Annotated in this window: 12 protein-coding genes; 8 read left to right on the top strand and 4 right to left on the bottom strand. The window is 60.2% G+C overall.

Going from position 1 to position 25,685, the window contains the following annotated elements:
- The first annotated feature begins 62 nt into the window (after nt 1–62).
- Entirely contained in the window at nt 63–911 is an 849-nt protein-coding gene (locus M9Q49_RS26660) for a hypothetical protein (protein WP_254512341.1), read from the top strand.
- A 160-nt stretch (nt 912–1,071) separates the two neighbouring features.
- Here the strand turns inward: M9Q49_RS26660 and M9Q49_RS26655 are convergent, their stop codons facing one another.
- Nucleotides 1,072–2,745, bottom strand: a complete 1,674-nt coding sequence (locus M9Q49_RS26655) for an amidase (RefSeq protein ID WP_254512340.1) — start codon at nt 2,743–2,745, stop codon at nt 1,072–1,074.
- Nucleotides 2,746–2,991: 246 nt separating this feature from the next.
- Between M9Q49_RS26655 and epsC the strand changes: the two genes are divergently transcribed.
- From epsC to M9Q49_RS26635, 4 genes are all read left to right on the top strand, one after another.
- Nucleotides 2,992–3,942: a serine O-acetyltransferase EpsC gene (gene epsC, locus M9Q49_RS26650; protein ID WP_254512339.1), complete on the top strand. Its 951-nt coding sequence runs from the start codon at nt 2,992–2,994 to the stop codon at nt 3,940–3,942.
- Between the two features lie 67 nt (nt 3,943–4,009).
- Nucleotides 4,010–4,288: a BON domain-containing protein gene (locus M9Q49_RS26645; RefSeq protein WP_254512338.1), complete on the top strand. Its 279-nt coding sequence runs from the start codon at nt 4,010–4,012 to the stop codon at nt 4,286–4,288.
- A 326-nt stretch (nt 4,289–4,614) separates the two neighbouring features.
- Nucleotides 4,615–11,472 (top strand): tandem-95 repeat protein, encoded by a 6,858-nt coding sequence (locus M9Q49_RS26640; RefSeq protein WP_254512337.1) that lies wholly within the window; start codon nt 4,615–4,617, stop codon nt 11,470–11,472.
- A 37-nt stretch (nt 11,473–11,509) separates the two neighbouring features.
- The gene (locus tag M9Q49_RS26635) at nt 11,510–12,859 is read left to right on the top strand and encodes an arylsulfatase B (RefSeq protein WP_254512336.1); all 1,350 of its coding nucleotides are present in this window, start codon (nt 11,510–11,512) and stop codon (nt 12,857–12,859) included.
- Between the two features lie 14 nt (nt 12,860–12,873).
- Here the strand turns inward: M9Q49_RS26635 and M9Q49_RS26630 are convergent, their stop codons facing one another.
- A complete protein-coding gene (locus tag M9Q49_RS26630) occupies nt 12,874–16,458 on the bottom strand; it encodes a protein kinase domain-containing protein (RefSeq protein WP_254512335.1) in 3,585 nt (1,194 codons plus the stop codon).
- Nucleotides 16,459–16,663: 205 nt separating this feature from the next.
- Nucleotides 16,664–17,911, bottom strand: coding sequence for a hypothetical protein (locus M9Q49_RS26625; protein ID WP_254512334.1), 1,248 nt, complete (start codon nt 17,909–17,911; stop codon nt 16,664–16,666).
- Nucleotides 17,912–18,236: 325 nt separating this feature from the next.
- Between M9Q49_RS26625 and M9Q49_RS26620 the strand changes: the two genes are divergently transcribed.
- A complete protein-coding gene (locus M9Q49_RS26620; RefSeq protein ID WP_254512333.1) occupies nt 18,237–19,553 on the top strand; it encodes a hypothetical protein in 1,317 nt (438 codons plus the stop codon).
- 6 nt (nt 19,554–19,559) lie between these two features.
- Here the strand turns inward: M9Q49_RS26620 and rtcR are convergent, their stop codons facing one another.
- The gene (rtcR, locus tag M9Q49_RS26615) at nt 19,560–21,158 is read right to left on the bottom strand and encodes an RNA repair transcriptional activator RtcR (RefSeq protein WP_254512332.1); all 1,599 of its coding nucleotides are present in this window, start codon (nt 21,156–21,158) and stop codon (nt 19,560–19,562) included.
- A gap of 197 nt (nt 21,159–21,355) precedes the next feature.
- Here rtcR and M9Q49_RS26610 point away from each other — a divergent pair, with 197 nt between their 5' ends.
- Nucleotides 21,356–22,933, top strand: coding sequence for an RNA-binding protein (locus M9Q49_RS26610; protein ID WP_254512331.1), 1,578 nt, complete (start codon nt 21,356–21,358; stop codon nt 22,931–22,933).
- Nucleotides 22,934–23,737: 804 nt separating this feature from the next.
- A complete protein-coding gene (locus tag M9Q49_RS26605; protein WP_254512330.1) occupies nt 23,738–25,219 on the top strand; it encodes an RtcB family protein in 1,482 nt (493 codons plus the stop codon).
- Nucleotides 25,220–25,685 lie beyond the last annotated feature (466 nt).

Below are 25,685 nucleotides of genomic sequence, written 5' to 3'. Positions count from 1 at the left end.
TTACTGCATGCTGAACCGCGATTCACGGACGAAGACCTCGCCGCTAGCAGGGCCAGCCTAACATGAGATTTCCCCTGACCGCCAGTTGGGCCTGCTGCGCCTCGTTGGTTCTGCTTTCGCTTGCGGCAAACGTCTCCGCGGAAGATACCGAGCTCGGCTTCACGCCGTCCGAGAGTTTTCAGGCCTGGGTCACCGATCTCGTGCGCGACCAACTCCCCGAGGACTACGAAAAGAAAAGTAACTGGGGACACACAAAAAAGGTCTTCGCCGGTTGGGACCTCGAAGCCGACGGCTTGAAGCTGGAAACGCGACGCCGTTGGAAAGATGTGAACGACGGCACTTGGACCAGCTATCGCGTGACGCCGATCAAACCGGAGAAGCACTTCGCCGTTCGCGTCGAGCGGATCGAGCAACTCGCCGGCAACAAAGTGCGCGTGCAGCTGGCCGCGGTTTCGAAAGTGAAGCTCTTCGGTCGTATGTCGCAGTGGGAACATGGCGTGCAGCTCGTCAGCCTCAGCGCCGAAGCCGATGCCAAAGTGAAGCTGACGGGAACCGTCGAGATTACCCTGAAACTCAATCCGACCAAGTTCCCGCCCGATGTCGCACTCGTTCCCGTCGTGACGACGGCTGATGCCAGAATCGCCGAATTCGAACTTCACCGCGTCGGGAAGTTCGATGGCCCGCTGGTGAAATCGCTGAGCGATGAAACTCGCGGTGTCTTAGAAAAAGAAATTGCCGATCGGCGGCCGAAGCTCGTCAGCGCATTGAACAAACAAATTGCCAAGAAGCAGGACAAGCTGAACTTCTCGCTCAGCGATCTGCTGAAATCGGAATGGGGGAAGTTCGCGCCGGCCGAACTAACGGGCGGTACGGTGGAAAAGAAAGAAGAAGCCGAGCCGAAGAAGCGCTGACCGTAGGCGAGTCACTCCGTGACTCGCAACAGCCATTTGGCAAGCGATGTAGAGCAGTGCCGCTGTCCGCTCCTCTGGTTGCAACAGCGAGTTACAGCAGCGAGTGAAGCTCGTGACTTTTTCGAGCCAAACAAGTGTTGCGAGTCACGGAGTGACTCGCCTACAGTTTCGGTCGCTTCCAATGAGCGGCTGTAGTTTGCTGATACGCGTGCGCGAGAGCGAGCAATTTTGATTCGCCAAAGAGTGTGCCAGTGAACGTGATCGTGTCTGGCTGACCACTTTTGCTATCCTCACGCTCGCCGTCGGGAATGATCACGGTTGGATGGCCGGTGAAATTCGTCAGCGTGAGATCATCGCCGCCGACGTAAGCGTCAACACCTTCCATCGCTTGGGCCATCTCTTGCATCACGAGCGTCCGTACTCGGCAGGCCCGCAGGTATTCGACCGCAGGAACAAATTGTCCCTGACGAAAGGTTGTGCCCCAATGGCCGATACCCTCGCGCACGCCATCGCGCGTCAGATCGTCAAAGGCGGCTGCTGCTTCGGTGTTGAGAATCAACGTGAGCGGCCCGACCGGATATTTTCTCGGCAACTGCATCGGCACTAGCGTCACGCCGAGCTCCTTCAGCGGATCAACCGCTCGCTTCTCACCGGCCGGTCGATCGTCGGCTGCGAAGTAACCGACCTTGAGCGACTTGATGTCGGTCGCGGCAGGCCAGGCGAACGGGCGATCGACGGCGGTGATGTCTTGCGGATCGCTGCCGTGAATGGCGCCGAAGATGAGCGCGCAATCTTCGATCGAGCGCGCGATCGGGCCGATCTTGTCCATGCTCCATGACAGCGTCATGCAGCCCGCGCGACTGACGCGGCCGAACGTCGGCCGCAATCCGGAAGCGCTGCAGCGACGACAAGGAGAGATGATGCTACCCAGCGTTTCGCTGCCGAGGGCGAAGCCGACGAGGCCGGCGACGACGGCAGCAGTGGAACCCGCCGAAGAACCGCTGGAGCCCTCGTCGGTGTTCCACGGATTGCGCGTCATGCCGCCGAACCACTCATCGCCGAGCGCGAGCGAGCCGACGGTCAACTTGGCGACGAGTACTGCGCCGGCTTCGTCCAAACGACGAACGACGGTGGCCGGCGCGTCGAACGCTTGCTCTTGATAGTGCCCCGCTCCCCAGGTCGTTTTGTAACCAGGCACAGCGATGATGTCCTTCGCACCCCACGGCATGCCGTGCAACGGTCCGCGATACTTGCCAGCCGCAATTTCTTCATCGGCTTGGGCGGCTTGCTTTAGCGCGAGCTCTTCGGTGAGCGTGACCACGCATTTCAGCTGTGCGTCGTATTTCTTCAACCGCGCGAGATAGAGTTTCGTCAGTTCGGTGGAAGTGATCTTCTTCGCCTTGAGCAGCGCGGCCAGTTTTGTGACCGGCAGGAAGGCAAGGTCATCGTCGTTATCGGGACGTTCGATGGCAGCTTTGCTCGGCAGCGGTTGGATTGCCTGGCGATCGATGGTCGTCGTGGTTGCTGGGGGCGGCGCGGCAAAAAACGAGAGAGCTGGCGGCACGCTGTTCTTTAGTTCGACTTTGCGGATCGCGGCGAATTTGCGTTGATCGCGTTGCACTGCGTCGGCCACGGCCTGGCGGTCGTCTTCGCTGATTTGAATTCCCGCAATCCAGGCGGCTTGATCGATCAGCTCTGGCGTGACGCGGCCCGCTTGCTCGGCCTGGGCAGCGAGAGCGCGCTGAAAGGCAGCCGTTCCCACACCGAGGGTGGCGAGCGCGGCGAGCACGTGACGACGCGAAAAAGGCCGGGCGAGATCACTGGAGCCGGGCATGGTTGAATCCGGAATGGAGATGACAACAACAGGCTGCCGCGGCCAACAATATGCCGCGCTCGCGCGCCGAGAGCGAGCGGGGCGAACGACGACGGCTTGACAGAGAAGGAAATTCGCGGCTAGTTTGCCAGTAATTCAATCGCTGACCGGAAGACCGGAAGCCAGCACGTCGCGCTCGCGGCCTGCTGGCTTTTTTTGTGTTCTGGCAGCATTCGTTCCTTCTCTTGTTTGCAAAGTGCGATGCCCATGACGAGCGCGACGGAAGAAATTCAACGACGGCCCCGCGAGGCTAATTGGAACATCAGCGGCGTGGTCGCCGAGCTCGGCAAGCTGCGCAACGACTCGCTGGCTTCGCGGCAGCGGACCGAAGAACAAACCAAGATGCCGTCGCGCAAAGCACTCATCGAAATCATCGACGGCCTAAGCATCACGCTGTTTCCCAATCGTTTGGGCCGTTCCGATCTGACCGGCGAAGGGGTCGATTATTTTGTCGCGCATACGCTCGATCTGACGCTGCGTGATTTGTTCGATCAGGTGCTGCTCGAGCTGCAATATGCGGCTGCCCTCGAGGGTTTACACGCCGATCAGCGGAGCCGGGCGAGTCAGATCACTCGCGAATTTGCCGCGCGGCTGCCTGCCGTGCGCAAGTTGCTCGAAAGCGATCTGCGGGCGGCCTACGAAGGAGATCCCGCGGCTCGCAGCGAAGATGAAGTCCTCGTTTGCTATCCAGGCATCACGGCGATTTGCAATCATCGCCTGGCCCACAATTTATTTGTGCTCGGTGCACCACTCGTTGCGCGGATGATCGCCGAGATTTCTCATTCGGTGACCGGCATCGATATTCATCCCGGCGCGCAGATTCAAGGGAGCTTTTTCATCGATCACGGCACGGGCGTGGTGATCGGCGAGACGGCGATCATCGGCCAGCGAGTTCGGCTGTATCAAGCCGTGACGCTCGGCGCCAAACGCTTTCCGAAAGATGAACAGGGCATTCTCATCAAGGGCGCGCCGCGGCATCCGATCGTGGAAGACGATGTGGTGGTGTATGCGGGTGCGACGATTCTGGGCCGGATCACCATCGGCCGCGGCTCGAGCATCGGCGGCAATGTCTGGCTGACGCAAAGCGTGCCGCCGGGAAGCAACATTACTCAGGCGAAGGTGCGTAGCGATGTGTTCGATGGTGGCGGCGGCATCTAAACGCGGCATAGGCTTTGCAATTACGGCTTGGGTCGCATCTGTCAACCTCAAGCCGTGATGGGCAACCATGATCACTCTGCCGATTTATTCCATCGATAGCGCCTCACGACTCCTGCAAGAGCGCGTCGCGCTGCACTTGCAAAACCGCCAACTGACGTTTGGCGGGCGCGTGAAGATCGAAGTGAAGCAAGGCGCGGTCACCCTTTCCGGCAACGTGCCAACGTACTACCAGCGACAAATGATTTACTCCGCCACGAAGCACGTAGCCGGCGTGATCAAGGTCGTCGATCAAATGTCTGTCGAAGGTAGCGAGGATGCTAGCCTCGGCGGTCGAATCATTGCTTGATGGTTTTGCTGGGCGACAGCCGTGACGGCTCACGGGCAATTCCATGATTTTTGCTGGGCTCAATTCGCCGACCTGCTGACAGCTTGAGTCACAGCGACGGTGCTCTGGCTCAAAGGCCCGTTTTCAGGGCCTTTTTCGGGAAATCCCCGTTTGGCGGCATATTCCCTACTCTTGGCATAGCAATCGCAATTCGCAGCGGCCACGGGATCACCACCCGACTCGATCCGAAGACCGGACGAAGTTTTCCGCCCTGCAACTGCCCACCGCTCTCCCGGAGGCAGACGCCCCTGCCGACCGCACGCAAGGATGCGCTGCCCACCACACACATGAAACCCACATCGCCCACGGTCCGTCTGGTCTCAAATCGGCTTCGCCGCAGCCGCCGCTTGTTTTTGGAATCGCTGGAAGATCGTTCGCTGATGGCGGCGTTCACACCGGGGAACCTGGTGATCTATCGCGTGGGTACGGCGGGTGGCCCGGCAATGCCGAATACCGGCAATGCGGTGTTTCTCGATGAGGTGACGCCGACCGGCACCGTGGTGCAAACCATCGCCATGCCGACGACCGCGAGCGGTTCGAACAAACCGCTCGTCGCGCAAGGGCGGCAGTCGGAAGAAGGACATCTCACGCTGAGCCAGGACGGCCGCTATCTGATGCTGACCGGTTATGCCACGACACTGCCGGCTTCGGGTGCGCTGCAAAGCACCACTTCGGCGACCGTGCCGCGCGTCGTTGGCCGCGTGGGCTTCGACGGCTCGATCGATACCTCGACCGCGCTCACCGATTACGGCAGCGGTTCGAGTCCGAAATCGGTTTACTCGACCGATGGCACCGATTTCTGGGTGAGCGCCGATTCGGCGGGGACTGGCGGTATTCGTTACGCGACAATCGGCAACACCACATCGACGCTGGTCACGGCGAATACGGTCGACGGCAAGGAACTGCGGATTTTCAACGGCCAACTGTATGTCGCCGCCGGCAGTCGCTTTGCCACGGTGGGAACCGGCGTGCCGATCGAAGGAACCGCGAGTCTCACCAACTTGCCGGGAACGATCAACACCGGCGCCGCTACGAGCGGCTTTTTCTTCGCGAGCACCGATGCGTTGCCCGGCCCCGACTTGCTCTATCTCGTCGATACCACGGCAGCAGGCGGATCGATTTTGAAATACTCGTCGGCCAATCAAGGCGCCAACTGGACACTGGCCGGCAAGATCGACGCCGGTGCGAACTCGTACAGCGGTCTCACAGCCCAAGTCGTGGGAACCGCCGTCACGCTGTATGCGACGCGGAAGGTGATCAATGGCGCTGCCGGCGGCGGCGAACTTGTATCGATCGTCGACACCAGCGGTTTCACTGGCAATCCGTCGGCTTCACCAATCACGGTGCTGATGACGGCGGCAACGAACGTTGGTTTTCGCGGCGTCTCGTTTGTTCCCACCGCAGCCCCCGCCAATCGCGCGAATGCAGCCCCGGTCAACACCGTGCCGACAACGGTTGCTGGTTTTCAGGATGTGCCGGTGCTGCTGAACGGCAGCAATGCGATTCGCATCGCCGATGATTCTGGCGCAGCCTCGATCAGCGTTACGGTGTCGATTCCTGCGGGCGTGGGCACACTCGGTGCGACCAACGGCGGCGAATCGACAGTCACGGTGACTGGCAGCGGCACCACATCGATCACCTTTACTGGCATGCGGGCCAAGGTCAATGTTGCCCTGACGTCGCTCTACTATTCTCCCACGCTGCACCGCAACACTGCCGCGAACGGCGTGACCACAGTGACCGTCGTCACGAACGACAGCGGCGGCTCGGCGACCGATGCGACTGGCGCGCCGATCACAGGCACGCCACTGGCCGACACCGATACCTTCTCGATCACGCTCGCCACGCCGATGCCGTTTACGCCAGGCAATCTCGCCATCTATCGCGTCGGCGATGGCACGGCTGCGCTGACCAACAACGGCAGTTCGATCATCATCGACGAATACACGACGGCGGGTGTGCTGGTGCAATCGATCGCCATGCCAACGGTCGTGGATGGCGCGAATCAACCGATCATCGCCGCCGGCTCGCAAGCGGCGGAAGGATATCTGACGCGTTCCGTCGATGGCCGCTACCTGCTGTTGACGGGTTACAACACGACGCTCGGCGGTTCGACAGGACTGGCCGCGAGCACTGGCGTGAATCGTGGCATCGCTCGCGTCGATCAAGCTTGCGCGGTCAACAGCACGGTTTCGGTCAGCAATATGTCGGGAGCGGCGATTCGCACCGTGGTTTCGACCGACGGCAATCAGATCTGGTACGGCGGTGAAGGGGGCGTGCGGTATCTGTCGTCGCTCGCAGCCACGCCGATCTCGCTTGTCGCCGGCGTGCAGATTCGTCAGCTGAATATTTTCAACGGTCAGCTGTATGCGTCGACGTCGAACAATACGTCCACCAACAACAGCCGCCTGGCAACGGTCGGAGCGAACTTGCCAACCACTACGGTTTCGGCGCCAGTGGCATTGCCCGGTGTGGCGGTGGGCGACGGCACTGCCGTGTTTGCTCCCAGCGGATATTTCTTTGCCGATTTGAACGCGAGCGTCGCGGGCCTCGACACGCTCTACCTCGCCGATGATTCCGATACGACGGGGGGCGTCTTCAAGTATTCGTTCGATGGCACGACCTGGGTGCTGAACGGCTCGATCGGCGTGGGCTCGAACAACTATCGCGGCCTCACCGGTTTGGTCAGCGGCAACACTGTCACGCTATATTCGACGCGCGGCGGAGCCAACTTTGTATCGATCGTCGACACGTCGGGCTACAACGCCGCACCGGCGGCGACTATCTCGAGCGCGCTCGCCACCGCGCCATCGCGGCAAGCCTATCGCGGCATCGTCGCCACGCCCGATGAAGGGATCACCGCCATCGGTGGTTTAGGTGGAACGACGAATTATTCTTCGGGGGCTGCGGCGACGAGCTTTGCTAACGCTGCAACGTTTAACGACGCTTCGAATCTGGCTGGTGGATCCTTGAGGATCACCTACGCGTCCGGCGGATTGGCTGGAGACAACCTGGGGCTGATCGATGGGAATGGCATCGTCGCTGGCGCGGGGGTTGTGACTTTCAATGGAACGCAGATTGGCACCTATCCGACGAGTGGCGCAGGGAGTGGTTTGAATAACACAAGCCTGGTGGTCACGTTTAATGCCAATGGCTCGGCGAATCCAGTGCTGAGTGCGGGGGTGCAGGCGTTGCTGCGGCAGGTGACGTTTGCGACCAGTGCGGCGGCGGGGAATCGCGTGCTCAATGTGGCCATCGCGCAGAATGGTGGATTGACCGCGACGACGACGCAGACCGTGGCGGTGACTGCCGGTGGGCCGCAGGCGCCGGTGAATAGTGCGCCGGTGGGGCCGATTCTTTCGACCGAGGATGTGGTCGTGAGTTTTGTCGGCGGGAATGCGATTAGTGTGAGCGATGGCGATGCCGGGGCTTCGCCGATTTCGACGATTATTTCGGTGCCGGTTGGCGTTGGTACGTTTGCGGCGACGAACGGTGGCGGCACGGCGACGATCAGCGGTGGGGGCAGCAATTCGATCACGATCGCTGGGCCGCAGGTACAGATCAATCTCGCGCTGGCCACGTTGCAGTTCACACCGGCGCTGAATCGGAATACTCCAAGCGATGGCGCGACGACGGTGACGATCGTCACCAGCGATGGCACGCTGACGGACACCGATTCATTCAACATCACCCTTGTCGATGTGAATGATGCGCCGGTCGCTACGGCGGATTCGCTCGGTGTATTAGCCACCGAAAACGGCCCGGCCTTTACGATTGCAGCCGCCACGTTGCTCGCGAATGACAACGCTGGTGCGCCGAACGAGAGCGGGCAGACGTTTGCGATCACGTCGGTTGGTTCGCCGGTGGGCGGCACCGTTTCGCTCGCGGGAACGACGATCACGTTCACGCCAGCTGCGGGCTTTAGTGGCACGGCGTCGTTTCAATACACGATCACCGACAATGGTTTGAGCGGTGGGATTTCATCGCCACAGTCCGGCACGGGAACCGTTACGTTCACGATTGCCGATATCAACGATCCACCAACGGCGACGGCGGACGTGCTGTCGAACATTGCCGAAGACAGCGGCGTGCGGACGATCGCGTTCAGTGCGCTGACGGGCAACGATTCGGCTGGGCCTGGCGAAAGCACGCAGACGTTGACGATCATCAGCGTGAGTTCGCCGTTGGGCGGCACGGTGGCGATCAGCGGCACGAATGTTCTTTTCACGCCAACGCTCAACTACAACGGTCCGGCGTCGTTCACCTATGTCGTGCAAGACAGCGGTTTGCCGCCGCTGACGGCGACGGGGAATGTATCGTTCACCATCACGCCCGTGAATGACGATCCGACGATCAGCGACATCGTGAATCAGAACATCGGCGTGAACAGCAGCACCGGCGCGCTGAGCTTTACGATCGGCGATGTCGAAACGGCGGCGGCGAGCTTGATCGTCACTGCCACGAGCAACAACGCGACACTTGTGCCGAATAATGCGGCGAATCTGGTGCTCGGCGGCAGCGGCGCGAGCCGGACGATCAACGTCATTCCTGCCGCTGGCCAGACCGGTTCGGCCATCATCACAGTGACGGTAAGCGATGGCACGACGACGACTAGCGATACGTTTACCGTCAACGTCGCAGCCAACACAGCGCCGACGATCAGCGATGTGCCGAACCAAACGATTGCCGAAGACGGCAACCTCGTGCCGGTGGCGTTCACGGTGGGTGATCTCGAAACGGCTGCGGCTTCGCTCTCGGTTGTCGGCAGTTCTTCGAATCAAGCCATCATTCCCGATGCCGCGATCATTGTCGCGAACACCGGCGGTGGTGGTCGAACCGTTTCGATCACGCCGGCTGCGAACATCAACGGCAGTGTGACGATCACGCTCACCGTGACCGACGGCGCTGGCTTGAACTCGGTTGATACCTTCACGCTGAATATCACCGAAGTGAACGATGCGCCGACGGCGAACAACGATTCGCTTACAAGCGTGAACGAAGACAGCGGCGTGCGGACGATTCCGTTCAGCGCGCTTCTCGCCAACGACTCAACCGGCCCAACGAACGAAAGCGCACAGACGCTGACGGTCACCAGTGTGACTGCGATCGCGGGCGGCACAGTAACGATCAGCGGCACGAATGTGATCTTTACGCCAACGGCAAACTTCAACGGCGCTGCTTCCTTCAGCTACATCGCGCAGGACAACGGCACGACGAACGGCGCTGCCGCGCCGCTTTCGACCGGCAGCGCGACCGTTGGCTTCAACATCGTGGCCGTCAACGACGCGCCGTCATTCACCAAGGGGGCCGACATCAGCGTGCATCTCAGCGAACCGGCGCAAACGTTTGCTGCTTGGGCTACGGCGATTTTGGCCGGTCCTGCCAATGAAAACGGCCAAACGGTGACGTTCAACGTTTCCAACAACAACACGTCGCTCTTCGCCGTGCAACCGGCGATTACTGCGAATGGCACGTTGACGTTCACGCCGCAAACCGGCGCGAGTGGCACTACGACGGTCACAGTTTTCGCGCAAGATAACGGCGGTGTGGCGAACGGCGGCGTTGATGCCAGCGCATCGCAGACGTTCACAATCACGATTCTGCCGACTCCGCTGAACGCGCTGCCGACGATCAACTCAATCGCCAATGTCACACAAATGGTCGGCGTCGCCGGGCCGATCGTGCAGCTCAGCGGCATCACGGCAGGTCTTGGCGAAACGCAAGCCTTGCAAGTGACGGCGACGAGCAACAATCCGTCGATCGTGGCCAATCCGACGATCGGTTACACCTCGCCGAATGCCACCGGCACGCTGACGCTCGCATCGGCGACTCAGACCAGCGCGGCGACGATCACGGTGACGGTGCGTGACGCCGGGCCTGATGGTTCGTTCCTCACGAGTGACGATGGTGTGGTAACGACGCAGTTCAGCGTGATTGTTGTTCCTTACAACGCACCGCCGGATGCCAACGATGCGACCCGCTCGACTGTCGCCGGCACGCCGATCAGTGGTGTGTTGTCGGCGACCGATGTTGACAGCCCGACGCTGACTTATTCGATCATCACGCCGCCGGTGCTTGGCACGCTGACGGCATTTAACGCAACAACCGGCGCGTTCACTTACACGCCGACTCCCGGCGCATCGGGCCTCGACCTGTTTCAGTTCCGCGTGACCGATGGAATCAGCAGCGATACGGCGACAGTGCGGATCGTGGTGCAAGGAGCAGCACCAACGATCACGCAGAGCGGCGGCGATTTGATCGTTGTCGGCACGCCGAGTCCCGATCAGCTCATCGTGTCGAACCTGACGGCGACGACGGTGCGCGTACGCACGCAATTCGGTTTTGGTGATTTCGCGGTGACGAATCAGCTTGTTATCAACGGCGCCGATTCGAACGATTACATCGTGGTCGCCGGCGTGCTGACGCCAACGACGATCGATGGCGGCGCGGGAGATGATTACATCTCGAGCGGCGTGCAGAACGACACGATCATCGGCGGCCTCGGCAATGACCGGGTCAATGCCAGCGGCGGCAACAACGTGGTGTGGGGCGACAATCTCAACGAACAGGATTCGCCGATCGGCGGCGACGACGTCCTGAGCTCGCTCGGCGGTCTTGACCTGCTGTTTGGCGGCGGCGGTAACGACCAACTCTTTCCCGGCGACGGCGACGACTATGTCTATGGCGGCGCGGGAGACGATGTGATCGACGCCGGCAGCGGCAACGATCGCATCTATGGCGGCGAAGGACTCGATCAACTTTACGGCAGCGACGGCGACGATGTGATCTCCGGTGGCGCGGGGAGCGACACACTCAACGGCGGCACCGGCAACGACCTGCTGATCGGCGGCGCTGGCGCCGATTCGCTGAACGGCCAAGACGGCAGCGATGTACTCGTGGATCGCGAGCTCACCATCGGCAGCAGCACCTCGATCAGCGACGCAGCCGACAACGCGTTGCTTTCGCTGCTGAACAACTGGTCGAGCTTCCACACGCCCAACCTGCTCGGCGCGCTCCTCGCGGGCAGCGACAATGCCCCAGACCAACTCTCCGGCGGCACTGGTGATGACGACTTCTATGCGGAAGCGAATGACTTCACCAGCGACTTTAGTGCGCCGTTCTATGGCAACGACCGGCGGTACTAAAAATTTGTACTCAGCAACTCATTTGAAAGGATATTCATTGCGAACCTACATCTCTGGGCTGTGTTTGGTGATCTGTCTGTTCGCCGCCGGCCCTACGGTCGAGGCTGCCGACGCGCGGCCGAACATTGTGATTCTGCTTGCCGACGATCTGGGATCGCACGATGTCGGTTGGCGCGGCAGCGATATCAAGACGCCGAACCTGGACGGCTTGGCCGCGAAAGGTGCGCGACTCAACCAGTTTTATGTGCAACCGGTTTGTTCGCCGACGCGGGCCGCGCTGCTCACGGGGCGTTATCCGTTTCGCTATGGTTTTCAAACGGGCGTTGTGAGGCCATGGGCGCAATATGGTTTGCCGTTGGAAGAGCGTGTGTTGCCCGCGGCCTTGCATGATGCAGGTTATGAAACGGCGATCGTCGGCAAATGGCACTTGGGGCACTTTCAGCCGGATTATCTGCCGACGCGCCGCGGGTTTGATCATCAGTATGGCCATTACAACGGCGCACTCGATTACTTCACGCATGTTCGCGACGGCGGCTTCGATTGGCATCGCGATGACAAAGAAAATCGGGACGAAGGTTATTCGACCGAACTGCTCGCCAAAGAAGCCGAGCGTCTGATCAAAGAGCGGAACAAGGACAAGCCGTTGTTCCTCTACGTGCCGTTCAACGGTGTGCATGCGCCGCATCAGGTGCCGGAAAAGTACTCGGCCCCTTACACCCAGTACAAGGGAGAGCGGAAGATCTACGCCGGCATGGTGACGGCAGTCGACGAAGCCGTGGGCCGCGTGGTGGCTGCGCTGCGCGACGAGAAGCTACTCTCGAACACGCTGATCATTTTCAGCAGCGACAACGGCGGGCCGAATCCTGAAAAATTGACCGACAATGGCAAACTCCGAGCCGGCAAAGCGACCGTCTATGAAGGTGGCGTGCGCGTGTGTGCGTTTGCCCATTGGGAAGGTCGCATTCCCGCCGGCGATGTCGAAACGCCGCTGCACGTGACCGATTGGTATCCCACGTTGCTGCAACTGGCCGGCGCTAAAGCAGAACAGAAGCTGCCGATTGACGGTCACAACATCTGGCCGGTGCTAACGGAAAAAGCCGAATCGACGCGGAAAGAATTCGTACTCAACACCGCGCCCGATTCCGGTGCCATTCGCGTGGGCGATTGGAAACTGGTCGTGCACCGTGCCAAGAAGGAAGAGAAGATCGAACTGTTTGACCTGGCGCACGATGTGAGCGAGGCAAAGAACCTCGCTGACGCGCAGCCGGAGAAAGTCAAAGAGCTGCAGAGCAAATTGGCCGCCCACGCTGCTCAGGCCGTGACGCCGAAGTCGTCGCCAGCCGAAGAGAATTTCAAGGCGCCACGCGTGTGGGGCCAGGCCGAGTAGTTGAACTGGTCTGCTTAGCTCGCCACGATTTCGGGCCACGAGACGTCGGCCCGGGTGTGCAATCGGCCGGCGGCTTCGCCCAGGTCGGGGCATTCGTTGAGCAGTTGCGAAAGCAAGTCGGTCACGCTGAGCGGGCCGACGTCGAAGCAGAGGAGCAAGTCCGCTCCCGGCGCATCAATGAGCGCGGGAGTTTGCTGGAACGAAGTCGCCTGCAGACATTGCTTCCACAGTTGCGGCTCGCGAGTCGCTTGCGAGCGTTCGGGCAATACGCACAGCAGCCGGCGATCGGCCGTCACGCCTTGCCAGCGCGGGCGAGCCTGATCGACGAGTGTTCTCCAGTCGGCTGCCAGTTGGGGATCGATCGCAGCGCCTTCGGCGAGCACAGCGGCGATATCGAGCGTTTCGAGGAGCCGCAAAATAACTTTTCGGCTTTCGGCTTCGAGCGTTTCGAGCAACTTGTGACGATAGTCGCCGCCGCCGGTCAGCGCGCTGAGCAAACCGCCAAACGGAGTCAGAACCTGTTTGGTAAGAACTTCATCGAGCACCGCGGCTTGAGCTGCCGTGCCGGCTTCGACTTGTTCGCTGACGAGTTTACGTAGCTGACCGAAGAGCACCGGAGCAGCGCCCGCATCCTCTTCGCCGCCGTCGTCGTACTGACCGACGAGGACTTGCAACTCGCGATTCAAATCGACGAGCAGATCGCCCGTGCCGCTGAGCACGCTTTGCAACGATTGGATGAACTTGCCCGCGAGAATCACGGCAAAATCTTGCAGCCGAAGCCGGCAGAACTGTTGAATGGCGACGTCTGGATCGGGGCCTTGCGACTTCTTGACGTTCGCGCGGGCTTTCTTCCAATCGCTGGGCAAAGAAACCAGGTATTGCTCGAGCGAGCCGGTTTCTTGCGCGAAACGGCGACGGAGTTCGCGGAACTGATCGAGCATGGCCCGGAACTGCCCCTGCAAGCACGACAGCGCTTTCTGCGAAGCATATAGTCGTTGCTGCGGATCATCGAGCCATTGCAGCAGCCATTCGCGGACAGCCTTGCCGGTTGCGGTGATGCGTTCCTTGAGCGCGCCTTCGGTGGCTTGCACGAGGGCGGGCACGGTGGCGGCCTGACCGGGCGCCGTGGCTTCGGAGGTTCGTGCGCCGAAGATCTCGGTCGTCGCAGCCAACCAGCGCGGCACTGGCGAGAGGGTGGCCGATTCCTTGGCAATTGCTTGCGTGAGGTCGAGGAAAAAGCGATCGGTGTTCGCACCGAGCTGAGCGCCGGCGACTTCGATCCAATGATTGATGAGCGTTTCGGCGTCGAGCCCCCAACTGCGCAACTGGTTCTGCGCTTGCAGCTCGAGGAATGCATCTTTCATCTTGCATTCGGTGTTGTCTTGCGTCTGACGAACCGGCAGGATGCTCGTCGCGCGATTCGTCGTGGAGGTCTTCGGCGATTCGGGCGGTTTTGGCTTACCGACCCAGCGCACCAGCAACTCATGCGACAACCGGCGAGCAGCGCGAGTGGCCAATTCATCCTGCGTAAAGCCGACGCGAACGAGGCCAGCCGTGCGGAGCACGACCGCTTCTTGATCGGTGATTCGGCCTGCCGATGCTTGTTCGCTGGCGCGGAAGAAACTATCGGCCGGTGTGGAAACGTCGAGCGCAATCAAATCGGCCAGGCGGCTGCAGGCCAGTTCAAAGGCTTCGTTCGACAGCTCTTCACCCATGTCGATGAGTCGGGTCCGCGGCGGCTGATCGATCGTGCGCGACTTGAGAGCACAGGCCGGATCGCCAGGAAACTGCGCGCCGGGATGCAGCAGGTGTTGCCATTCGGCGAGGAGCGCACAGGTGTTGGCCATCGCCAGTTGCGAGCCGGCGGCGTTGCGCGGCGTCGTGTGGGCGAGGATCACGCTGATGTCGCTGGCTTTGGTGTCTTTCAGTTTCAGCTCGTCGAGCAACTGACGCAGACCGACGACCAGGTCGAGCACCATGCCGCCGCCGGTGCCGCCTCCCGAGGCGCTGAGCACGACGATCCGTGGCTGTTGTGGTTGATCGCTACCCGGCAACGGCTGAGCGAGCTTCTTCAGAGCGCTACGGCAGCTGTTCCAGATGACTTCGTTGTGATCGACGAGCGCCAAGCGGCCGAGGGGTCGGAGCCCTTCGGTTTGTTGCGAGCGCGGAATGTTATAGAGCCAGCGGCGGCCGAGCCACTCAAGCATTTTACGCGAGTCTTCGCGATAGTCGCAGCTCTTGCGGAGCGGCACGTGAACGAATTCGCCGTTGCGGCAAGTGCTGGTGCCGGACGAGACCATGTTTGCTTCGGAGGCTTCGCGGCGATCGGTATCGATCACCAGCAATTGCAGCGCGGCGCCGAGTGGTTGTTCGGCGAAGGTTCGCTTCAGTCGGCCGATGACTTTGCCGCCGAGTCCGCCGAGCCCGACAATCAGCGTGGGCTGTGGCGACCAATTGAGAACGTCGAACTCCGGCGGCGCGGTGTCGGCGGCACACAGAATCTGTTGCAGATTGACGGTCAGATTATCGGTCGACGAGGCAAGCGCCGGGCTGGCTTGCAGAGAATCGGCTGCTTGCGACGCTTCGTCGAGATTGGCCAGCATCTGATCGGGCGTGCGCACCGCTTCGGTCGCATACGACATCGGCGGCAGCGGCTGTTCGGTCACTGGCTGCGCGGGTTGCACTGGCGCTGGTGGCGAAGTGTTGGCCTGCGTCGCGCCTTGGGTGATGTGCCGACCCAGTTCGTGGGTGATGTCGCTGCGACTCTGCGTCATGCGCGCGGCGACGATGGCTTGCGTGGCTTTGTTCAGCGCGGCAACCATCTCGCGGCAATTGGGATATCGCTCGCTCGGATTTTTCGAAAGGCTTTTACCGATGACTTGCTGATCGGCTTCGGGCAGAGCAGCCATCCGCGGGCGAGCGTTTAAGTGCTGCGCCGCAAGTTGCGCAGCCGTCTTGCCCGGGAACGGCAACACGCCGCTGAGCATTTCTTGATAAACGATGGCCAGGCTGTATTGATCGCTGTGCTTTGTCGGCCGTCCTTCAAAAACTTCCGGCGGCGCGTAGATCGGCGTGAGGCCGCCCATCATCGACGCGCTCCCCTCGTGCAGATCTTTCACGAGGCCGAAGTCGGCCACCTTGATGCGCCCACCAACGAGGAGCAGGTTTTCGGGCTTCACATCGAGGTGTTGCAGCGAGTGGTGCTCGCTCATGTAGTCGAGCGCGTCGGCTGTGTCGCGCAAGTGCTGCAACAGTTCGTCGCGGGGAATGCCGGGTCGGCCTTCCTTGCGGCATTGATCGAAGCGGTCTTTGAGGCTGTTGTCGGCGAGTTCGGTGACGAAGATCAGTTGGCCGTCGACGACTTCGATGCGTTCGATCGACAGAAGAAACGGATGTCGCACACCCTTGATGCGCTGGATGGCTTTCATTTCGCGCGTGGCGCGATCTTCATCGAGCAGACCGTAGACGAACTTGAGCGCTTTGATCAAGCCGCCCGGAGCTTCGGCTGTCCAAACTTCGCCATAACCGCCGGCGCCAATGCGTTGCATCAGCTTGTAGCCTGGAATCGGTTCGTTCGATTTCTTCAGCACAGCGGGCACGGGTGGAGACTTCCTTTCCGGGAGGTGCGCAAGCGCAGCCCTTCCGATCGCTCATGAAAATGACTCACCTGTAATCTGGCATACAAAACTTGCGCGTTCGGTTCGCACGCGATATTTGTTGCCGTTTCACACGGGGAATCGTTGCGATCGTTACAGAGGTAACGCGCGCAACGGACCAATGATCCGTCGCATCAAAGAGTGCCGACTACGCTGCCCGTCGTCCTTGCTGCGCTTCGCGGCGGGCCATTTTCTTCAGGCGCTTGCGATCGGACTTCGAGACGCTGTCGTCTTCGTCCTCATCCTCGTCTTCATCGTCATCATCGGCTTGCTTGTTCGTCGTAGCGGGCGTTACTTTGCCGATGCTGGCCGAGGCGGCAGGAGCAGTCGACGAACCGAACTTGAGTCCCGCCGCAGCCGAAGCAGCAGCAGGCTTGGCGGGGGCAGCAGGGGCAGCCGCTTCTTTCTTTTCGGGCTCTTTCTTGTCCTTGTCCTTCGCCGTATCCTTGGCGGTCGTTTTCTTTTCGACCTTCTCTTCGTCGTCGGCAACCACGGCGAGCTTGGCCTTGCTCTTCGGCTTCTTCTTGGGATTGGCGGCGCCATCGGCCGAAATCATCAGCCGGCCTTGGGCATCGAGATGAACGTGGCGAGCGTACAGGAGCACGCTGCTGACGAGCGACACATGCGCGAGGAGCTCGACGCTGTTTCGCACGACGGTGGTCAGCACGGCATCGCCGAGCGGCGGTGTCATTTCGAGTTGAAAGGCGATGCAGGCAAAGTACAGCAACGCGGCCAGTGAAGAGCCGACGATCGACAGCGACGACGACCAGATTTCAAACGCGGCCCGCGTGGCCAGCGTGCCAAAAATCAGACCATACATGCCGACCCACATCAGTCGTGCGCCGCCGGGCATCTTGTCGCCGGCCAGCATTTGAATGCCGTGGCCAAGTGCATCGTGCAAGCCGGTCGCCGTATCGACGCTGGCCCACAGCAGGGCGGCGGCGATCCACCACCACACGCGATAGCGGCCTTTGTAGTCGTCGACGCGATGCGAACGAATCGACAGCAGCCCCATCACGGCCATCGCGCCCGATGCAAACAGCAACGACGAAAACCAATCGCCGATGTTGCCGCGGGCGGCCAGATCGAGCGCGGCAAAGGGATGCTCACCCTTCGTGTGCCCGGCAAGGGGCGCCGTGAAAATATAAAGGGCTTCGATGGCGGCGACGGCGGTGATCAGCAGCAGAATGGTCGCGATGACCTTGAACGGGCGGATCGGAATGAGCTCGCTCACCCGCCGCTGGCGATCGCTGAGGACGTTTTCGTTGTAGGCGCGAACGGGGCCCTTGGCCGATGTCGGCTGAGCTTTCTCGCTGTCGCTGCCTGGCGCTGCACTCTCATCCATGAGAACGCGCCGGCGGCGCTCGTCGAGCTGTCCGCTGCGTCGAAAATCCATCTTCGTCGCGCTTCCGCGTAGATTGCTACGTAGGAATGCATTCGCGGCGTCTTGCCGCTGGAGAGTTCCCGCCCCTCTGCCGCATTCCGTACCAGAATGCTTTCGGCAAACGCCGTCAAATTCTCTATTACCGATGCTCCCTGCCGGTGTAGGTTGCCGCGATGATCTCGCGCTCCGGCTGCTAGCGGTGAATAACTTGAATCACATTCTGCGAATTAGAAAAAGATGTCGCCGCCAATCACTGTTTTTTAGAATGCACAGCACTTCTCTGCTTGAAAACGTTGGTTCACGATCTTTTCATTCCTGTCGGGAAAGGGAGCGTGCGATGTTTGTGTCTGATTTTCGTCTTGGCTTGGCATTTCTTGCTTTTCTAGCCGGCCTGGTGCTCGCAACCGCGAGTCGCGCGGATGAAGAAGTGCTGAAGCGCCGTAGTGCGTTGCGCGCCGAATTGCAGAAGATGTCGGACGTGGAACTCGAGAACCGGCTCATGAATCCAGTTAAGCAACCGCCTGTTTATCCCGTCGAAGGAGCCGGCGATTTTGTGTTGTCGGAGATGCTGAAGCGCGACAAAAAGTGGGCAATTCCATTGCTGGCCAAGGTTGCGCCGTTGCAATATCCGTGGGCGACGCCTGAATTGCGAGAACGCTTGAAGGCTGGCGACGACGCTGGGCGGAACATCGAAGTGTTGACGGCATTGCGACGCGCGGAAGGCTTGCCCGATCCGCTCGAAGTCGTCATCGATATCGACAAGCCAGCCATCACCACTTCGGCCGATCGGCTCCCAGAGTTCAAAGTGGCCGTGAAGAACGTGGACGCGAAGAAAGAACCCGCTTTTCTGCAACGAGGCGGGGACTATCGCACGGGCCGGCCAGAGCGCTGGCGCGTCATCGTCAAAGATGAGAAAGGAAACGAAGTCAAACCGATCCTGTCATTCGGCTTTACGGGCGGCGGCTTGTCCACTTCCGGTCCGCTGGAGTATGGGGAGACTTGGGGCGTGCAAATTGTCGTGCGCAACTTTATCGAAACGCCCAAGCCGGGCAAATACACGTTGCAAATCTTGTTTCACAACGAGTGCGACCTCGCGCGAATGGAAGACATCGGCAGCTTGATCGTGTGCAAATCCAAGCCGATCGAACTGAACATCGAAAAGTTCAAGATCAATGTTTCAGCCGCCGATGCCGCTGTGGTGCGTAAGTTTGTTGGCGAACTCGATGGCGATGCTCCGCTCAAGATTGCTGCCGGAAAGTATGGCCGTTGGGCCCATGACTTGATTTCACCGAATTCAGCGGCTGGCAAGCTGCTCGGCTTTGGCAGGCCGGCAGTGCCGCTGCTCATCGATGAGGTGCAAAAGAAAGATCTGTCACCGGGAAAGCGTGCTTGGCTGCTCTCGCTGCTTTTTTCGCTGACCGGCGAGAACGATCCAAGAAAGGAAAACGGAATTGTCGCCTCGTACTCGTATTCCGAGGGTCCTTGGATGACGGCATCTGGAAGCGACGGAGGTTTTTCTTCTTTTGGGCTCGGTGTGTCTTCGACCGGCACCATGATCGGCGGCAAGATCGAACCTGACAAGCAACTCGAGTTTGTCGTGAAGTGGAAAGATTGGCTGAAGACAAATTGCGATGTAAAAATCGCTGTGGAATAGTTTTCGTTACTCGCGAATTTGTTCGAAAGTCAGCCCAAACCGCGCGAGATATTTGCGCAGCCGATCGGCGTCGTTCGGCTGTGCTTTCGCCAGACGACTGACAGCAAACAGCTGCCGGCCAGCGATCGATAGCGACTCACTCGCGCGGCAGATACGGATGACAGTGGCTAGCTGCGCACGGTCGAAGAGATCGATGTTCGCTAGCTGTTCGTCGCTGAGAATGGCCGACAGGATTTCGCTGCCGTCGGTTGGTGCGCTTTGAGTCCAGGAGGATCTTAGCCGCGTCGTTTCTTCGGCGACATCATCGACGGTGATGCGACCGCTGGCGGCGAGCGTTGCCATGCGCGTGACGGCAGCGTTCAGGTCGCGAAAGTTAGCCGACCAAATGGCCTCGGGGGATTCGGCGAAGCGTACAAATTGTTGACGGGCTTCTTTGTTGATGGTCACCTTCTGGCCGGTGCGAGTAGCATAACGTTCCAGTTCATAATCGAGATTCGGCTCGATGTCTTCGCGGCGCTGCGCGAGGCCGGGGAGACGAAACGTCCAGAGGTTGATCCGCGCGAGCAAATCGTCGCGAAAGTGCCCCGCAGCGACGGCAGCGGCCAGATCGCGGTTGGTGCCGGCGAGCAGTTGAAAATCGCTCGACGTTTCTTTATCTGCGCCGACCGGCAGGAAGCGTTTTTCTTCAATGGCGCGCAGCAGCATCGCTTGCTCGTCGCTACCGAGTTCGCCAATTTCATCCAAGAATAGCACACCGCCGTCGGCTCCTTTCAGCAAACCGCCGCGGGCATTTGTCGCGCCGGTGAACGCGCCCTTCACATGACCGAAGAGGGCCGACATGGCTTGATCGCCGCGGAGCGTGGCGCAGTTGCACTCGACAAATTCGCCGCGAACTTGCTCGCGCTGGCGCTTGAGTTCGTAGATCTTCCGCGCGAGATGCGATTTGCCTGCGCCAGTCGGGCCAGTGAGTAACAGCGGCGCGGTAGTGGCGATGGCCACGCGTTCGATTCGTTCGATGAGCTGATTGAATTCCTTATTGCGCGTTTCGATACCCGATTTCAAGAACGTCAGCCCAGCTTGATGCTCTTGCGCGAAACGCGTGGCGAGCGCATCGTAGCGCGACAGATCAAGATCGATGATCGAATACGGCTCGTCGTCCTTGCGATGCGGATTCGGCGGCGAAGTCTGCAGCAGCTTCCCCGGCAAGTGCCGCGACTCGGCGAGCAGGAACAAACAGATCTGCTGCACATGCGAACCAGTGGTGATGTGGATCAAATAGTCTTCGTCGTCGGTCTTGAACTTTGTGTTGCGAGCGAACTGGTACAGCACGCCGAAGACCTCTTCGAAATCCCACGGGTCGCGAATCGGTAGTTCGTGCAATCGCACGGTCGTCTCTGGCGAGACCGATTCGATATCGGCCTTCAGCACCTCGGCCAACTTGCGATCGTGAGCGTGATGCAGCAACTCGAAGCGCTCAACGAGCAGGTCGTCGTACTGGCAAAGCGCCACGCTGGGCCGCCAGTGGTTCCAACGTTTCTCCCCCAAGCCCGCATCGAGCTTGCTGCCGACGATACCGATGACGACGTGATGGCGGGGTTGGTTCATAGAATTAATTATAAACGACGATAGCAAGTTATCGCGAATGGCTGATTGCAGATCGCAGATGGCAAACTGCAGATTGGCATAAGTGCATTGTCAGGAGCATCTTGCGCGATTATTCGAAATCTTTGTTCGCTCTGGCACTGGCCGTGCTTTACCTCCCCGCATCAACGAATCAAGTCGCTGAATAGGGAGAATCAATCGTGGCCAACAAGTCGCTGTTTCAATCGATCAAGGGTGCTTTGCTGCCGCCGGCAAATGCTCGCAATGAAGCCGGCGGCCTGGCCTATTCGCGCTCGGCTGAACAAGCACTCGCTCAGTACGCCGTGACGGGCTGCCTCAACAGCACGTTCTATGCGACGGGCGATGAGCAACTCGCTGCCGTTCTGAAGCTCTGCCAAAAAGTGGCGCCGGAGTTCATCGCTCGCGTGGCGCTCTACTCGCGGCAAAAGGGGTTCATGAAGGACATGCCGGCGCTGCTGCTGGCCGTGTTGTCGGTGAAGGGGCCAGGCTTGATGGCTGAGATTTTCGATCGCGTGATCGACTCGCCGAAGATGCTCCGCAACTTCGTGCAGATCATGCGGTCGGGTGTCGTGGGCCGCAAGAGCCTCGGTACGTTGCCGAAGCGGCTGATCCAGCAATGGATCGAGTCGCGCAGCGACGTGCAGTTGTTCGCGGGTTCGGTCGGCAACGATCCGTCGCTGGCCGACGTGATCAAGCTCGTTCACCCGAAGCCGGCGACCACGTCGCGGGCCGCGCTGTTTGCGTACCTGCTCGGCCGGAAATACATCCATGCGGAATTGCCGGAGGTCGTACAGGAGTACGAAGTGTTCAAGACTCATCCGAAGCAGCGGAAGGGCAACGTGCCGAACGTTCCTTTCCAAATGTTGACGTCCTTGCCGCTGGCCGCGGGCGACTGGAAGCAGATCGCTCGCAATGCGCCCTGGCAAATGACGCGGATGAACCTCAACACGTTCGAACGGCACGAGGTCTTCAAGTGCGAGAAGCTCGTCGAGCTGATTGCGAACCGGCTGCGCAACCCGCGGCTGATCGAAGAGGCTCGCGTGTTTCCGTACCAGTTGCTGGCCGCGTTCCTGAATGCGTCGGAAACAGTGCCGCACGAAATCCGTGAGGCGCTGCAAGACGCGATGGAGCTCGCCATCAGCAACGTGCCGCACGTGCCGGGCCGCGTCGTGGTTTGCCCGGACGTCTCCGGTAGCATGCACTCGCCGGTAACGGGCGTGCGTGTAGGTGCGACGTCCAAGGTTCGCTGCATCGATGTCGCTGCCCTCGTGGCGGCGGCCATCCTGCGGCGAAACCCGCGGGCGGAAGTGATCCCGTTCGAGTCGGATGTGGTGCGTCTGCGGCTCAACCCGCGCGATTCGGTAATGACGAGTGCCAAGGCGCTCACGTCGTTGCCAGCCGGCGGTACGAACTGCAGCGCTCCGCTGAAGCACTTGAACGAGCGCAAGGCCAGCGCCGACCTGATCGTCTATGTTTCGGACAACGAATCGTGGATCGACTCGGGTACGCACGGCCGCTTCGGCGGCAGCGCGACCGCGACGCTGCAAGAATGGGCGAAGTTCAAGCAGCGGAACCCGCACGCGAAGATGGTGTGCATCGATCTGCAGCCGACGTCGACGACGCAGGCTCCGGAGCGAGCAGACATCATCAACGTCGGCGGCTTTAGCGATCAGGTCTTCACAATGCTCGCCGACGTCGCCAACGGCAGTAGCAACAAAGACCACTGGGTGCGCGAGATCCAGAAGATGAAGTTGTAAAGTCCCTCACTAGTGAGAGACCTCCTAAATCCTGTTCCCTCTCCTCGGTACTCCGGGGAGAGGGTTAGGGTGAGGGGCCGGTCCGTGAGAAGACTTGGATCAAACAAGAATCAGGCAAGTAGAGAAACAATCAGGCCGAATGCCGTTGGGACTACATCTTCCAAATGGATCTCAACAAACCTTTGTCGGCCTGGCTGTTTTTCAAAAATCAACGAACCAACTCGAAACACCGACGAATGCCGCCTGGGAGTACATGGTGCCTCAGCGGGTTCGAATCCCGCCCTGCCGCGCGGTTCAGCAATGAATCGCGTTGCAGAGAACTCTCGGCAATTTTTGTCGTCGGCTTTTTAAATCACTACACTCGGAGACACCTGCCGGCACGAATGCCGATGGAACTACATCTTTTAGGAAGACGAGGCAGCGGGTTCGACTCCCGCCAGCTCCACTTGCGAAGCATGCAGCATCAACCTGCGTGCTCGCAGCAACAACAGGGGCTGTAGCTCAACGGCAGAGCGCGGAAATGTTTCATCCCTTTCGTCGTGCCGGCAGATGTCTCCGCGTGATCCCTTGTGCCTACTCCCTCTCCCCGCTTCGGGGAGAGGGCCGGGGGAGGGGCAGAACTGTGCGACGACTAGATTTCATTAGGTGATAAATGCAGCGGTGATCTTGAAACGCTGGAAATCCTTACTGCATGCCGAGATTTGATTCCGCTTCAACCCCTCACCCCAACCCTCTCCCCGAAGCGGGGCGAGGGAGCAAATACAAAGAACTACGAACAAAGAACAAAGAACAAAGAACCAACCCATGCACGAAATCATCCCCACCGGCGAAGCCACCGCCATTCTCCCCACCGGCGGAAAGACCAAGCCGATTACGGTCATCGGCACCGAAGCCATTCGCGGCACCTTCGATGAAGGCTGCCTCCGCCAGGCAGTGAACTCTCGGCTCGCGCCGGGGGTGAGCGAGCTCGTGCTCAATCCTGATGGCCATTGCGGCTACGGTGCACCGGTCGGTTGCGTGCTCGTGTCGCCGACGCACGTTTATCCAGGGCCGGTGGGCGTCGACATCAAGTGCTCGATGAGCTTGCTGCAGCTCGATCTCGACGCGGAAGCGATCGTCGATCGGCCGGTCCGGCGTGCGCTGATCAATGCGGTTTGCGAACGCATTCCCACGGGTGCGGGTCGTGGTCAGCGGCATGCGAAGAACGGCCGTAAGATCGAGGTGGAAACGGGTAAGCAGTTGCTGCGCGAAGGTGCTTCGGCAGCGGTTTGCACGCAGCTCGGCATTCCTACGCATTGGGCCCAGCGGTGCGAAGACCATGCACACGTTGGTCATGATGAAACGCACGATGCCCTCGGCGATCGCCTGGAAAAGCATCTGCGCGTGAGCACGTTTAACAAGTTCACCGAAAAGGTGCAGCAGCTCGGCTCGTACGGCGGCGGTAATCATTTCGGCGAGTGCGAAGTCGTGCACGTTGAAGACAACGACCGCGCTCGCGCTGCCGCCGATGTGTTCGGTCTGCAGAATGGTAAGGTCGCGTTTTTGTCGCACTGCGGTTCGCGCGGCATCGGCCATAACCTGGCCATGGGACAGTTTCGCGCGCTGCAGCACAAGTTTGCGCAGTGGGATATTCCGCTGCCAGGCGAGGACCGCGAACTCGTCTACGCGCCGCTCGGCACGCCCGAAGCCGACGCGTATCTCGACGACATGGCCCTCGGCGCCAACTTCGCCACGCTCAATCACCTGCTGATCAACGTCCTCGTGCTCGAGGCGTTTCAGCAAGTGTTTCCGGGCGTGAAGGGGGAACTCGTCTACTTCATCAGCCACAACATCGCGCGGCGGGAGATCGTCGACAACCAACCAGCGTGGGTGCATCGCAAGGGAGCGACCCGTGCGTTCCCAGCGGGCCACCACGCGCTCAAGGGTTCGATCTACGAAAACACCGGCCACCCGATCCTGCTGCCGGGCAACCCACAGGCAGGATCCAGCGTGATGGTCGCCGATCCGGGCGCGAGCGTGAGCTGCTATAGCGTGAACCACGGCGCGGGGCGCATGCTCGGCCGCAAACGCGCGATCCGCGAACTCGACCAGGCCAGCGTCGACCAATCGTTCGACGCCGCTGACATCCTGACTAACTGCCGCTCCTATCCGAAGGACGAAGCGCCGGCTGCTTACAAGGATTTCGAAGAAGTTCTTCGCAGCGTTGCGCTCGCTGGCCTGGCAACGGAAGTTGCACGGCTGAAGGCGCGGTTTGTGATCAAGGACGGGGATGCGGCGGATGATTAATGTTGAGGCGAAGCATTCGTTGAGCCTGGATTAACGACGACCCGCTGGCCCGCTGAGATTTTTTGGTCCATTCACACTGGCACGGTTGTACCCGCTTCTTCCTCGCTTACGCGTCGGGCTACCTCTACCTCGCTGCGCCCGGCATTTTGATTTCGTTGCGCAGCAACGAACAGGAAGCCCGACGCGTGAGTGAGCGACGGGAGGGCGAGGCTCCTGCCGAGCCGCCGAGGTGGAATTGCGAAGGCCGCTAGCGACTGCTTTCGACCGGCGCGGCTCGGCGGGAGCCTCGCCCTCCCAAAATCAGCGACAGCGTGAAGGGTCACATTCAGTGCGTATCTCTGACCTAAGTTGTCACTACATGCGTATTTAATTGACGCGTGATCTTTGTCACTTTGGTTGATGTTTTTTGAAAGCGACAGTTGTCGCGGCGCTACCGGTGCGCGCTGAGAGGAGCCGATCGGTGTTG

Origin of the sequence: Anatilimnocola floriformis (assembly GCF_024256385.1) — a bacterium.
Classification (GTDB): domain Bacteria; phylum Planctomycetota; class Planctomycetia; order Pirellulales; family Pirellulaceae; genus Anatilimnocola; species Anatilimnocola floriformis.
The sequence above is the reverse complement of the archived record's forward strand: the minus strand, read 5'-3'. Positions and strand labels throughout refer to the sequence as shown.